This is a genomic window from Legionella sp. 39-23 (assembly GCF_001897665.1).
In the GTDB taxonomy this organism is placed as follows: Bacteria; Pseudomonadota; Gammaproteobacteria; order Legionellales; family Legionellaceae; genus Legionella; species Legionella steelei.
This window is the reverse complement of record NZ_MKTO01000038.1, coordinates 20,098-34,160: the sequence shown is the minus strand read 5'-3', so window position 1 is coordinate 34,160 and position 14,063 is coordinate 20,098. Positions and strand designations below refer to the sequence as shown.

Below are 14,063 nucleotides of genomic sequence, written 5' to 3'. Positions count from 1 at the left end.
TTATGAAGTGACATTCCAGAAAATTACAATTTAAATAAAGGTTTAGAAATGTCTGCTAATTCAGCAAAAATATTACATCAATTGGTGTCAGATCACAGAATAAAAGACATAGATCATTGGATCGCTAAGTATCCTGCGGATCAAAAGCAATCTGCGGTAATGAGCGCATTGAGAATTGTCCAGGAAGAGCATGGCCATTTAACCACAGAATTAATGGATGCCATCGCTGATTATCTTGATATGCCGTCTATTGCTGTATATGAGGTTGCTAGTTTCTACACCATGTATGAGCACAAACAAATCGGTAGACATTCAATTAATGTATGTACAAATATTTCTTGTATGTTACGTGACTCAGCAGTAGTTGTTGAACATTTAGAAAAGAAATTAGGCATTAAATTAGGTGAAACCACAGATGATGGGCGTTTTACCTTAAGACCTGTTGAGTGTTTAGGTGCTTGTGTTAACGCGCCGATGATGCAGGTGGACAAGGATTATCATGAGAATCTGACTCCTGAATCTATAGATAAAGTGTTGGAACAATACCAATAAAAAGATAGAGGTGGTTGCCGTGGTTGAATTAAATCAAGTTTGTTATCGAACATTTCATCTACCAGAGCCTTGGACATTATCTGCTTATGAAAGTGTTGGCGGATACAGTGCCTGGAGAAAAATATTAAAAGAACAAACTTCTCCACAAACAATTATTGATGAGTTAAAAACATCCTCCCTGCGTGGTCGAGGTGGTGCTGGGTTCCCAACCGGATTAAAATGGAGTTTTATGAACCGTAATTCTCCTGTACAGAAATACGTAGTTTGTAATTCTGATGAAGGTGAGCCCGGTACATGTAAAGACCGAGAAATACTTACATTAAACCCACATCAACTCATTGAAGGAATGGCTATCGCTGGATACACCATGGGTGCTACTGTGGGATATAACTACATCCGCGGCGAATTTTGGCTGCCCTTCGAACGTACAGAAGCTGCGTTGAAAGAAGCTTATGCGGCAGGTTTACTTGGGAAGAATATTTTAGGTACTGGCATTGATTTTGATTTATATAATCATTTAGGCGCGGGCGCATACATTTGTGGTGAAGAAACAGCACTTCTTAACTCTTTGGAAGGAAAAAAAGGCCAGCCGAGATTTAAACCTCCATTCCCTGCAAACTACGGTTTATATGGCAAACCCACGACTATAAATAACACAGAGACTTTTGCCTCTGTTCCAGTCATTTTGGAAAAAGGTGGCGAGTGGTTTTTAAAACTAGGTAAACCGAATAATGGTGGCGCCAAATGTTTCAGTGTAAGTGGCCACGTGAATAAGCCTGGAAATTTTGAAATTCCGCTAGGAACACCGTTTAAAACATTGCTTGAGTTAGCAGGTGGTGTGATTCAAGGCAGAAAGATTAAAGCAGTGATTCCCGGGGGTACTTCCATGCCTGTGTTACCTGGTGAGGTAATGATGGGACTTGATATGGATTATGACAGCATACAAAAGGCAGGCTCAGGTTTGGGTTCAGGTGCTGTAATTATTATGGACGAAACAACCTGTATGGTTGATGCGCTATACCGTATTTCTGAGTTCTATATGGATGAGTCTTGCGGTCAATGCACACCTTGTCGCGAAGGTACAGGCTGGTTAGTCCGTTTATTACATCGTATTAAAGAAGGCCATGGCGAACCTGGGGATGTAGAGAAATTAGTCAATGTTGCGAACAATATCGAAGGTCGCACTATTTGTGCATTGGGTGAGGCAGCAGCTTGGCCTGTGCAAAGTTTTGTTAAGCATTTCCGCGATGAATTTGAATATTTCGTTAAGCATAAACGCTCGATCGTCGCAGCATAATTAAAAGGTTTGACCATGACTACTACTATTGAAATCGACGGTAAAACATTTGAAGCTGAAAACGGTAAAATGATTATTGAAGTTGCTGATGAAGCAGGCATTCATATTCCACGTTTTTGTTATCATAAAAAATTATCAGTGGCTGCAAATTGCCGCATGTGTTTAGTTGAAGTAGAAAATGGCCGTAAGCCAGTTCCTGCATGCGCTACTCCTATTACTAATGGAATGAAAGTGTTTACCAAATCAGAGGAAGCATTACATTCGCAAAAAGTCGTAATGGAGTTCTTACTTATTAACCACCCCTTGGATTGTCCTATTTGTGACCAAGGTGGTGAATGTGAGCTGCAAGATATCTCTATGGGCTATGGAGCAGATGCATCAGAATATACAGAAACAAAGCGTTCTGTAGAAGATGATAAGCTGGGTGAGTTGATTTCAACAGAAATGACTCGTTGTATCCATTGTACCCGTTGTGTTCGTTTCGGTGAGGAAATCGCAGGCTTACGAGAGTTGGGTGCAACCGGCCGTGGTGAGCACATGCAAATTGGAACTTATGTTCAGCACAGTATGAAGTCAGAAGTTTCTGGCAATATTATTGATTTGTGCCCAGTAGGTGCGTTAACTTCAAAACCTTATCGCTTTACAGCCAGAGCGTGGGAACTTACCCAGCATGATGGTGTAGCACCACATGATTGTCTTGGCTCAAATATTTATCTGCATACACGGCGCAATCAGTTAATGCGCGTAGTTCCTAAAGAAAATGAAGTGATTAATGAAACTTGGTTATCAGATAGAGATCGATTTAGCTATCTTGGATTAAAAAATCCATCAAGGGCAAGCCAGCCACAAATTAAACGTAATGGCCAATGGGAAGTTGTAGATTGGGAAACCGCCTTAAAATTTACAGCAGAAGGCTTAGCACGAGTTATAAAACAAAATAGTGTAGAACAAGTGGCGGCCTTTGCATCCAGTTCCTCTACGTTGGAAGAAATGTACTTGCTGCAAAAATTAATGCGTGCGGTTGGTGTCCACAACTTAGATCACCGATTGCAACAAGTAGATTTTAAAGATCAGGAAACCCAGGCAACTACGCCTACAAACTCATTACCTTATGCGGAAATTGAACTACAAAACACAATTGTGTTGATCGGATGTAATATTGATCGTGAAGTTCCGCTTGCTGGCGTCAGAGTTCGTAAGGCTTATCGCAATGGTGCCAACATCTATGCGATAAACCCAGTGGATTTTGAATATCGCTTTGATCTCAGTGAACGTGCTATCGTTTCACCTTTAGAAATGCCAATGCAGCTCGCGAAACTTGCCTTAGCACTTACTGATGATATAAAAATGTTGCCAGCAACAGTTCAGAAGTTATTAATAGGACTTGAGCCAGACCAGGCAACCCAAAAAATTGCTAAAGCATTGAAAGAGGAAAAAGCATGCTTGATTACTGGTGCTTTGTGTGAAAATCATCCTGAAGCAGCTTTACTTCGTACATTAGTATTCCATATCGAAAAATTAAGCGGCGCCAAAGTACTCAGACTGACGCATGGTGCAAACACAGCAGGTGCTTGGATGGCGGGTATGGTTCCGCATCGGACAACGGCTGGAAAAACTGACTCTACTCCAGGAATGGATGTACAAGCCGCGTTGAATGCCAAACTCAAAGCCTATTTTTTAATGGGCGTAGAGCCAGGTTTTGATTTTGCAAATCCTTATGGTGCACGACAGTCCATGCTTGCTGCGGAATTTGTAGTATTAATGTCTGCGTACAATCATGAGTCAATGCATGATTATGCAGATGTCATTTTACCAATGGCTCCTTATGCTGAAACTTCAGGGACCTACATTAATGTGGATAATACTTGGCAAACTGTAAAGGGAGCATTGGCGCCTTACGGCGAGTCACGCCCTGCATGGAAGATATTGAGAGTATTAGGCAATTTATTGCATTGTGATGGCTTTGAATATCTGTCAACAGAAGATATTTTGGCAGAAATTAAAAATAGTGTTGCAATCACAATGGAGCAGGAATATAAGCCATATTATCCTGAGAGCCTGCCAGTGATGAATCAATCATTAGTTCGCGTTGGGGAGTGGCCACTCTATCGTAGTGATGCAATTGTTAGAAATAGCAAAGAGCTGCAATTATGCGCTGCTGCTGAATCGGCATGCATACGTATCAATCCTCTAACAGCAGATAGATTGAACTTAGAGGATGTTGCTACTGTATCTCAGGGAGATATTGAGATAACATTGCCGCTTAAACGTGATGAACGCATTGCGGCAGATGTTGTATGGGTAGCAAACGCGATGCCTGAAACAGTAGATTTGGGTCATTCATTTGCTGCAATAACTATTAAGCGCTAGGCAGGTAAGAAAATGCTGCAAGACATTAGCATATTAATTTGGATCATCATTAAAATATTAATCATCGTAGTACCTTTACTACTATGTGTCGCATATTTAATATATGCAGAGCGTAAGGTTATTGGGTATATACAAGCGCGTATAGGGCCTAACCGTGTTGGGATAAAAGGTTTACTGCAGCCAATCGCGGATTTAATTAAGTTAATTACTAAAGAAATTATTATTCCTACGCGTTCAAATAAATACTTATTTATTGCCGCACCTCTATTTGCCTTGGTACCGGCTCTAGCAGGTTGGGCAGTTATTCCATTTCAGGAAGGAATAGTATTAGCCAATATTAATGCAGGCGTGCTCTATATTTTTGCAATGAGTTCACTTGGAGTTTACGGGGTATTAATTGCTGGTTGGGCATCTAACTCTAAATATGCAATGTTTGGTGCATTAAGAAGTACTGCACAAACGGTATCTTATGAAATTGCTATGGGTTTTGCTTTAGTGGGCGTGTTATTAGCTGCTGGAAGCATGAATTTAACTGATATAGTTAATTCACAAAGAGGCGGAATTTTACATTGGTGGTTTATTCCTCTTCTTCCGCTGTTTTTTGTATTTTGGATTGCTGGAATTGCCGAAACAAATAGGGCACCTTTTGATTTGGCAGAAGGGGAGTCTGAAATTGTTGCAGGATTCCATGTTGAATACTCTGGGATAGGGTTTGCGCTATTTTTCTTATCAGAATATGCAAGCATGATTCTTATCTCTGTACTAATCAGCATTCTGTTTTTAGGTGGCTGGATGTCACCATTTGAAGGGATTCCTTTCCTAGAAAACATATTTTTTGTTGTACCCGGTTTTGTTTGGTTACTCGTAAAAGTGAGCTTTTTCCTGTATGTATATTTATGGATAAGAGCTACTTTTCCTCGTTATCGTTATGACCAGCTTATGCGTTTAGGTTGGAAAGTACTTATTCCGGTCACCATTGTTTGGATTATTGTAACCGCATTAATGGTTGTTACACATGTTAAACCTTGGTTTTAATGGTTAATAGAGAAGCCGATGAAAAAAGCATATCAAAATATTAAATACTACATACGCAGTTTTCTATTTATAGAGTTATTGCAGGGTCTAAAGTTAACTGGAAAATATTTCTTTAAGAAAAAGATAACCGTTCAGTTTCCAGAAGAGCAAACCCCATTATCTCCTCGATTTAGAGGGGCACTTGCTCTTCGCCGTTATCCTAACGGCGAAGAGCGTTGTATCGCTTGCAAATTATGCGAAGCGGTTTGTCCTGCATTGGCAATAACTATAGAGTCCGAACCACGAGAAGACGGATCTAGACGAACCACAAGATATGATATTGATGTGTTTAAATGCATCAATTGCGGTCTATGTGAGGAATCTTGCCCTGTAGATTCCATAGTCGTTACACCAGTACTTCACTATCATGTTAGCGAACGTGGTCAAAATATTATGACTAAGGAAAAGCTCCTTGCACTTGGTGATTTGCTGGAGCCAAGACTTGCAGCAGATCGCGCTGCTGATGAAAAATACCGATAACGGGGTAAAGTATGCATGAATTATTAAACCAAATAATTTTCTATTTTTTTGCGGCTATAGCAGTTGGTGCTGCCTTTATGGTAATCATACAAGACAACCCAGTGCGTAGTGTTTTATTTCTTGTACTTACCTTTTTTGCAAGTGCAATATTATGGATACTTGCCGAAGCAGAGTTTCTTGCCCTGATCTTAGTACTGGTATACGTTGGCGCGGTGATGACGTTGTTCTTATTCGTGGTCATGATGCTCAATATTGATATTGAAGTGATTAAAAGCCATTACAGACGGTATTTACCGTTTGGCTTAATTCTTGTTGCTTTATTAACAGGGCTTTTAATGGTATCTATCCCTGCAGGTACATTTAAATCCAATGTTGAAACACAAAGCACTACTGCAATCAGTTCACAATTTCTTGATGTAGCACAAAATAACGAAGCACAGCCATTATCAAATACTGAAGCCCTAGGTATGGTTTTGTATACAGATTATTTACTGGCTTTTGAAATTGCAGCTGTTTTATTACTTATTGCGATTATTTCTGCAATTACCCTGGTACATAGAGGCCCGAGAAAGTCAAAGAGACAGAATGTGAAACAACAGATTCTGACTCGTAGAAATGAGCGGGTCGAGTTAATTAATATGAAAGCAGAAAAATAATATTGGGGAATTCCTTATGATACCTGTTAATAACTACCTGATTTTAGGTGCGATTTTATTCGGGTTTGGTCTTATTGGCATAATGATGAATCGTAGAAACATCATCTTACTGCTGGTATGTATCGAATTGATGTTACTTGCAGTGAATACAAATTTTATTGCGTTTTCTCATTATTATAATGAGATTAGTGGTCAGGTTTTTGTCTTTTTTATTTTAACAGTTGCTGCAGCAGAAGCAGCAATAGGATTGGCCATAGTGATGTTGCTTTATAGAAATAGAGGCAATATTGACGTAGATAAGATGAATCATTTAAAAGGTTAACATTGTGAGTATCCAACAACTTTGTTTAATAATTGTTTTAGCCCCCTTGGCAGGCTCCATAATTGCTGGCTTCTTCCGTAATCAAATAGGACGAGTCGGGGCCCATAGTGCAACCATTCTCGGTGTTACAATTTCTTTTGTAGTATCACTGTATGTTGCTTGGCAACTGTTTTCTGGCGCCATTACAACTGAAAGCACGGTGGTATATCACTGGGCTAGTGGCGGATTAATACTTCCTTTTGAATTTAATATTGGTTTTTTAATCGACCCACTTAGTGTGGTTATGCTCGTGACAGTTAATTTCGTCTCTTTGTTGGTACACATCTACAGTATTGGTTATATGGCAGATGATGATGGCTATCAGCGCTTTTTTAGCTATATTTCACTATTCACTTTCATGATGCTCATGTTAGTAACTGCTAACAATTTTCTACAGTTGTTCTTTGGTTGGGAAGGTGTAGGTCTTGTTTCTTATTTACTTATCGGTTTCTGGTACCAAAAAGAATCAGCAATTGAGGGTAGCCTTAAAGCATTTCTTGTAAACCGAGTTGGTGATTTTGGCTTTCTATTAGGTATTGCCCTGGTCTTTGCATATACGGGTAGTGTTGATTATGAAACCGTATTCAAGAGTGTAAGTTATCTATCAAGTCAAAGCATCGAGATATTCAATGGACATCCCTGGTCTTTAGTTACGGTGATTTGTCTGGCCTTGTATGTAGGTGCTATGGGTAAATCAGCACAGGTGCCACTGCATGTATGGTTACCTGAATCAATGGAAGGTCCGACACCTATTTCTGCTCTTATTCACGCTGCAACCATGGTTACCGCGGGCGTATTTATGATCGCACGTATTTCACCTTTAATTGAGTTTTCTACTACGGCACTAAGCGTCGTATTGGTTATTGGTGCAACAGGAGCACTCTTTACTGGTATTTTAGCCTTAGTGATGAATGATATTAAACGTGTAGTTGCTTATTCAACATTATCGCAATTAGGTTATATGATGGTTGGAATGGGCGCTTCTGCATATAGTGCAGGGATGTTCCATCTTCTGACTCACGCATGTTTTAAAGCGCTTTTATTCCTTGGGGCTGGCTCCGTAATTATTGGTATGCATCATGAGCAAGATATGCGGAAAATGGGTGGTTTATGGAATAAAATGCCTATCACTTATGTGACTTATGTTATTGGTTCGCTGGCTCTTTGTGCGATACCGCCATTTGCAGGTTTTTATTCTAAAGATACAATTATTGAGGCAGCTCAGTTATCACAAATACCTGGCAGCAGTTATGCCTATTTCTGTGTTGTTCTTGGTGCAGGTGTAACCGCATTGTATACCTTCAGATCTTTGTTTATGACCTTCCATGGCAAACCACGAATGGATGAACATACACTAAGCCATGTTCATGAGTCACCATGGGTTGTATGGTTGCCACTTGTTCTTTTGGCTATTCCTTCAATTATCTTGGGTTACGTACTGTATATGCCTATGCTTTATGACAACCCAACAATTTTAAGTTCATCATTGTTTGTTCTCCCACAACATAATGTTTTGGCTGAGCTGGCACATGAAATTACATCACCTTTTGAAAGCATGTTGCATTCAGTCTACTCACTTACTCTTTGGATAACTTTAGCGGGGGTAGTTATTGCCTGGATTTGTTATATAGCAGTTCCATCGATTCCAGCTTATCTGACACGCTATTTTTCACTTATCTATAAGATACTTGTTAATAAATATGGATTTGATGCATTTAACAACTTAGTCTTCGTAAAAGGTTCTAAGGGTTTAGGAGCTGTGTTTTACAGTGTGGGTGATCAAAAGCTCATTGATGGAATGGTTGTTAATGGCAGCAGTCGACTTGTTAGATGGTTTTCAGCTAAAGGTCGCGCTATACAAAGTGGTTATCTGTATCATTATGCAGCAGTAATGGTTTTTGGATTGCTTGGATTTTTATGCTGGTTAATACTCGGCTGAATATAGGGTGAAGGTATGCATTATTTGCTCAATTTACTAATTTGGTTGCCAGTAATAGGCGGTGTCTTCGTTCTTCTCGCAGGAGATGATCGTAGCCCGAATATTTCGCGTTATTTGGCATTATTTACTGTAATACTGTGTTTGCTGCTTTGTATCCCTTTGGTTGCAGGTTTTGACCCACAAGTATTAGGAATGCAATATTTGGAAGAATTTCCATGGATGCCCGCTTTAGGTATTAGCTATAGCTTAGGTATCGATGGGATGTCTTTACTCTTAATCGTACTGAGTATTTTTACAAATTTAGTGGTGATATTGTCAACCTGGGATAGCATTACCAGCAGAGTATCGCAATATTTAGCTGCATTTTTGATTATGCAAGGTTTATTAGTCGGCGTGTTCTCAGCGTTAGATGCAATTTTATTCTATGTGTTTTGGGAAGCAACGCTCATTCCTATGTATCTAATTATTGGTATATGGGGCTCGGACAATCGAGTTTATGCTGCAATCAAATTTTTCTTATATACCTTTTTAGGTTCTGTGTTAATGCTCGCTAGCTTTTTATATTTGGGTTATACGGCTGGTACATTCAATATTGAGGCGTTTTATGCTGTTAAATTAAGTATGACTGCGCAGACCTTGATTTTTATTGCATTTTTCTTAGGTTTTGCAATAAAAATACCAATGTTCCCGGTTCATACATGGTTACCTGATGCCCATACCGAAGCTCCGGCAGGTGGTTCAGTCGTACTGGCAGCAATTTTATTAAAGCTCGGGGCTTACGGATTTATTCGTTTCTCCTTACCAATCGTTCCTGATGCATGCAGCCGTTATGCAGGCGTGATGATAGCTCTGTCTTTAATTGCAATTGTTTATATTGCTTTAGTTGCAATTATTCAAAAAGATATGAAGCGTCTCATTGCATATTCTTCAATTTCACATATGGGATTTGTAACCTTAGGTTGTTTTGCAATCTTTGCAATTGCAAAACAAACGGGTTTAAGTGCAGCAGGCTTGATATTAGAAGGCGCAATTGTGGTTATGATTTCGCACGCGTTTGTTTCAAGCGCACTGTTTGCTGGCGTAGGCTATATTTATGACCGCATGCATACGCGACGATTGGCAGATATGGGTGGGATAGTGAATACAATGCCAATATTTGCATCCTTCTTTATGCTCTTTTGTATGGCAAATGCAGGACTCCCAGGCACCTCGGGTTTCGTTGGTGAATTTATGGTGATTTTAGGATCAATTAAAGCCGGTTTTTGGGTGGCATTTTGGGCCGCCACTACCCTTATTACTGCAGCAGGCTACAATCTTTGGATGTATAAACGAGTCATTTTTGGTCCTGTAGCAAATGAAAAAGTTGCGGCATTAAAAGATCTTTCGGGGTTTGAGTTAAGTGCTTACGTTCTACTTGCTTTGATGGTTATCGCTATGGGGGTTTATCCCAAGCCGATGTTGGAGTACATACATCAAACAGTAAGCCATACTCTAGCATTAGCAAGTCAATCAAAATTGTAATCAAGGTTAATCAATATGACAGCATTACTTGAAAATATCCATGTAGCCCTTCCGGAAGTGATCGTGTTGGTTGCAGCGTGCATTGCGCTGCTTGCCGATTTATTTTTACGAGATCGGTATAAATCAATTGCTTATGTTATATCCTGCATCGGTTTGGTGTTAGCTGCTGTGGTTAGCTTCCTTTATATTGGTATGTATAAAGTCATTACACTCCATGGTCTATTTATTAATGATGACGTGGCTAATCTAATGAAGTTCTTTATCTATCTAACGGTATTGCTGAGCTTTATCTATTCCAAAAATTATATAGATGAGCGTCAAATGCCGGCAGGTGATTACTATGTATTAGGAATGTTTGCGACATTAGGAATGATGCTCCTTGTTTCTGCACACTCACTACTGACTATCTTCCTTGGTTTGGAATTATTATCCTTACCTTTATATGCAATGACTGCTATTCGTAGAACAGATAGTGATGCTTCCGAAGCCGCAATCAAATACTTTGTCATGGGTTCAATTGCCTCAGCGATGCTTTTATATGGTATCTCTTTAATTTATGGTGCAACAGGAAAACTTGATTTACTGGAGGTTGCTAATGCAATTACTGCGAATTGGCAACAGCAAAGTACATTACTTGTTTTTGCTCTAGTCTTTATCTTATCCGGAATTGCATTTAAGCTGGCAGTAATTCCCTTCCATATGTGGGTTCCTGATGTCTATCAAGGAGCGCCAACATCGGTTACTTTATTTATTAGCACTGCACCAAAAATTGCTGCTGTAGGTATGACATTTAGACTGTTGACAATTGGTTTGGTTGATATCAGCGCGCAATGGCAACAAATTTTATTGGTAATGACGCTACTTTCAACTGGATTAGGGAATTTATTTGCAGTAGTGCAAACCAGTATTAAACGTCTGTTAGCCTATTCAGCGATTTCACATATGGGATATGCACTGTTTGGTATTTTAGCCGCCACAACTGCAGGTTATTCTTCCGCGCTGTATTACATTTTGATTTATGCAATTACTTCAGCAGCATCATTTGGTTTGATTGTTTTAATGTCAAGTCAAGGGATGGAAATTGATAATGTTGATGATTTAAAAGGCCTTAACAAAAGAAGTCCATGGCTGGCATTTATGATGCTTATTGTTATGTTCTCTCTGGCAGGCGTTCCACCTACGGTTGGCTTTTTTGCAAAATTACTGGTACTCAAAGCTTTAGTCGATGCACAAATGATTTGGGTTGCGGTGGTTGGTTTATTATTTACAGTAATAGGTGCTTACTATTATTTAAGAATTGTTAAAATTATGTATTTTGATAAACCAACGCATATTGAACCTGTAATTATAAATAAAGGAAATGCAGTAGTACTTTCTTTCAACTGCTTATCACTTCTTTATTTGGGTATTTTTCCAGGCGCCTTAATTGTAGCTTGTATTAATGCTTTTGGTTCTTAAAAATTAAATAATCTGCTTCTGCATCAGAGAAATATCAGCTTTTTTAATGTAGAACAGATATTTATGCGTAATCTTAGCGAAAGTACTTGCTAAGCGTACTGACTCTCAGTATACTTGCCATCAGTTGACGCGGGGTGGAGCAGCCTGGTAGCTCGTCGGGCTCATAACCCGAAGGTCGTAGGTTCAAATCCTGCCCCCGCTACCACTTTTTTAGAACCCCATTTATGGGGTTTTTTATTATGTATAATTTGTAACTGCACTAAAGAATAGTAGTAGCCCAGTGAAGCCAAGGTCGTGCTCGGAAACATTGTTTATCAGAAGTAACTTTCCCGAGTTAAGTCCTTTCCCGAACTCAGGTTACTATATTGTATTTGTATTAGGCACGTACCCCTTTTTGGTTTGTTAATACTATGATACAAGATGAATTAGAACATTTATTAGCTCCTACGATCAATGATATGGGCTATGAGCTTTGGGGATGTGAATACCTTTCACAAGGTAGGCATTCTTTATTGCGAATCTACATTGATAAAGCTGATGGAATAGGGATTGAAGACTGTGAAGCAGTAAGCCATCAAGTGAGTGCTTTACTTGATGTTGAAGATCCAATTCATGGAAATTACAGCTTAGAAGTTTCATCACCAGGCATTCCAAGACCACTATTTAAAAGTTGGCAATATCAGCGTTACATAGGAAACGAAGTACAAGTAAAAACTTTTAAACCAGTTGCTGGTAAGCGTAAATTTACAGGTACTATTGTCTCAGTATCTGAGAGTTCTTTGGTACTTAATGTAAATAACGAAGATCAAGAATTACTTTTTTCAAATATTGTGAAAGCAAGTTTGACAGTATAGAGAGGCGAACAATGAGCAAAGAATTGTTACTAGTTGCAGAGGCGTTATCAAACGAAAGAGGTGTAAGTAAAGATGTTATTATACTTGCCATTCAGGCCGCATTGGAGTCTGCAACTCGCAAGATCTTTGGTTTAGATATAGGTGTGCGAATTAAACTGGATTCCCGTACAGGTGAGTATGAAACCTTTAGATATTGGGATGTGGTTAATGATGATGAGATAGAACACGCTGACCGCCAATTAACTCTAGAACAAGCAAAAGAACGTAATCCAGCAACAAAAATTGGTGAGCGTATCGAAGAATCAATTCCTTCAATTGAATTTGGCCGAATTGAAGCTCAGGCAGCGCGCCAAGTTATTATGCAAAAGGTCCGAGAAGCGGAGCGTGAGCTCGTAATTGATCAATTTAGAAGCAAGCTAGGACAATTGATTTATGGTACGGTTAAGAAAGTAACACGCGATAACATAATCATTGATTTAGGTGGTAAAGCAGAAGCCTTTTTACCGCGCACTGAGATGCTGCCTCATGAAATGTTCCGTCCGAATGATAGGGTGCGGGCTTATTTATACGAGATTACACCACAAGCACGCGGTCCTCAGTTATTTGTGAGCCGTACTCGTAATGAGATGCTTATTGAGCTGTTCCGAATTGAAGTACCAGAAATTGGTGAGAACGTTATTGAGGTTAAAGCTGCAGCTCGAGACCCAGGAAACAGGGCTAAAATTGCAGTAAAAACGAACGACGGGCGTATTGACCCTGTGGGTGCTTGTGTGGGTATGCGCGGAGCTCGAGTTCAGGCTGTTTCTAGCGAACTAGGTGGTGAGCGTGTAGATATTATTTTGTGGGATGACAATGCAGCTCAATTAGTAATTAATGCGATGGCTCCAGCTGAAATTTCTTCAATTGTTGTTGATGAAGACACGCATACAATGGATTTAGCTGTAGAAAAAGACCAATTATCTCAAGCGATTGGTCGCAATGGTCAAAACGTTCGATTGGCAAGCCAATTAACTGGATGGACCTTGAATGTCATGACTACAGATGAGTTTGAAAATAAGAATTTAGAAGAATCGAGTAAAATTGTTAAGTTATTTACTTCTGCACTAGAAATTGATGAAGAAATTGCTACATTACTTGTAGCGCATGGTTTTTCTTCACTGGAAGAAGTTGCTTATGTACCTAAAGAAGAATTACTCGCTATAGACGAATTTGATGAAGAAATTGTTGAAGAGCTAAGAAATAGAGCAAACGATAAATTACTTACTATGGCCCTTTCATCTGGTAAAGAGCTTTCTGGTTCACCTGACGAATCACTACTCTCAATGGAAGGTATGACTGATGAGTTGGCTAAAAAATTAGCTGCTAAAGGTATTACCTCCATGGAAGATTTAGCTGAACAATCTGTAGATGAGTTGTTAGAAATTGAAGGAATAACGGAAGAAAAGGCCGGGGCTTTAATTATGAAGGCCAGAGAACCATGGTTTTTATAAGACTATGGATT

12 protein-coding genes and 1 tRNA gene are annotated in these 14,063 nt (G+C 39.4%); all 13 read left to right on the top strand.

Translation table 11 applies throughout. The annotated features are described in order from the left end of the window. Positions 1–48: 48 nt before the first annotated feature. The 13 genes from nuoE to nusA all read left to right on the top strand — a co-directional run bounded on the left by nuoE (position 49) and on the right by nusA (position 14,052). On the top strand, positions 49–552 hold the full coding sequence (nuoE, locus tag BGO44_RS14020; protein ID WP_058511626.1) for an NADH-quinone oxidoreductase subunit NuoE: 504 nt from the start codon (positions 49–51) through the stop codon (positions 550–552). Positions 553–571: 19 nt separating this feature from the next. Further along, entirely contained in the window at positions 572–1,849 is a 1,278-nt protein-coding gene (nuoF, locus tag BGO44_RS14015; protein WP_058511751.1) for an NADH-quinone oxidoreductase subunit NuoF, read from the top strand. 15 nt (positions 1,850–1,864) lie between these two features. Continuing rightward, complete coding sequence (gene nuoG, locus BGO44_RS14010) at positions 1,865–4,219, top strand: NADH-quinone oxidoreductase subunit NuoG (protein ID WP_058511627.1); 2,355 nt, start codon at positions 1,865–1,867, stop codon at positions 4,217–4,219. Between the two features lie 12 nt (positions 4,220–4,231). Then, on the top strand, positions 4,232–5,254 hold the full coding sequence (nuoH, locus tag BGO44_RS14005) for an NADH-quinone oxidoreductase subunit NuoH (RefSeq protein WP_058511628.1): 1,023 nt from the start codon (positions 4,232–4,234) through the stop codon (positions 5,252–5,254). 18 nt (positions 5,255–5,272) lie between these two features. Then, positions 5,273–5,773, top strand: a complete 501-nt coding sequence (gene nuoI / locus BGO44_RS14000; RefSeq protein ID WP_058511629.1) for an NADH-quinone oxidoreductase subunit NuoI — start codon at positions 5,273–5,275, stop codon at positions 5,771–5,773. 11 nt (positions 5,774–5,784) lie between these two features. Continuing rightward, positions 5,785–6,429 carry an NADH-quinone oxidoreductase subunit J gene (locus BGO44_RS13995; protein ID WP_058511630.1) on the top strand — a complete coding sequence of 215 codons (645 nt, stop codon included), beginning with the start codon at positions 5,785–5,787 and terminating at the stop codon, positions 6,427–6,429. A gap of 16 nt (positions 6,430–6,445) precedes the next feature. Further along, positions 6,446–6,751 carry an NADH-quinone oxidoreductase subunit NuoK gene (gene nuoK / locus BGO44_RS13990; RefSeq protein ID WP_058511631.1) on the top strand — a complete coding sequence of 102 codons (306 nt, stop codon included), beginning with the start codon at positions 6,446–6,448 and terminating at the stop codon, positions 6,749–6,751. Positions 6,752–6,755: 4 nt separating this feature from the next. Continuing rightward, positions 6,756–8,729: an NADH-quinone oxidoreductase subunit L gene (nuoL, locus tag BGO44_RS13985; RefSeq protein WP_058511632.1), complete on the top strand. Its 1,974-nt coding sequence runs from the start codon at positions 6,756–6,758 to the stop codon at positions 8,727–8,729. A gap of 15 nt (positions 8,730–8,744) precedes the next feature. Beyond that, positions 8,745–10,250, top strand: coding sequence for a complex I subunit 4 family protein (locus tag BGO44_RS13980; protein WP_058511633.1), 1,506 nt, complete (start codon positions 8,745–8,747; stop codon positions 10,248–10,250). A gap of 15 nt (positions 10,251–10,265) precedes the next feature. Continuing rightward, on the top strand, positions 10,266–11,708 hold the full coding sequence (nuoN, locus tag BGO44_RS13975) for an NADH-quinone oxidoreductase subunit NuoN (RefSeq protein WP_058511634.1): 1,443 nt from the start codon (positions 10,266–10,268) through the stop codon (positions 11,706–11,708). A 128-nt stretch (positions 11,709–11,836) separates the two neighbouring features. Further along, positions 11,837–11,913, top strand: a tRNA-Met gene (locus BGO44_RS13970). Positions 11,914–12,118: 205 nt separating this feature from the next. Next, positions 12,119–12,562, top strand: coding sequence for a ribosome maturation factor RimP (gene rimP / locus BGO44_RS13965; RefSeq protein ID WP_058511635.1), 444 nt, complete (start codon positions 12,119–12,121; stop codon positions 12,560–12,562). Positions 12,563–12,573: 11 nt separating this feature from the next. Next, the gene (nusA, locus tag BGO44_RS13960) at positions 12,574–14,052 is read left to right on the top strand and encodes a transcription termination factor NusA (protein WP_058511636.1); all 1,479 of its coding nucleotides are present in this window, start codon (positions 12,574–12,576) and stop codon (positions 14,050–14,052) included. The last annotated feature ends 11 nt before the right edge of the window (positions 14,053–14,063 follow it).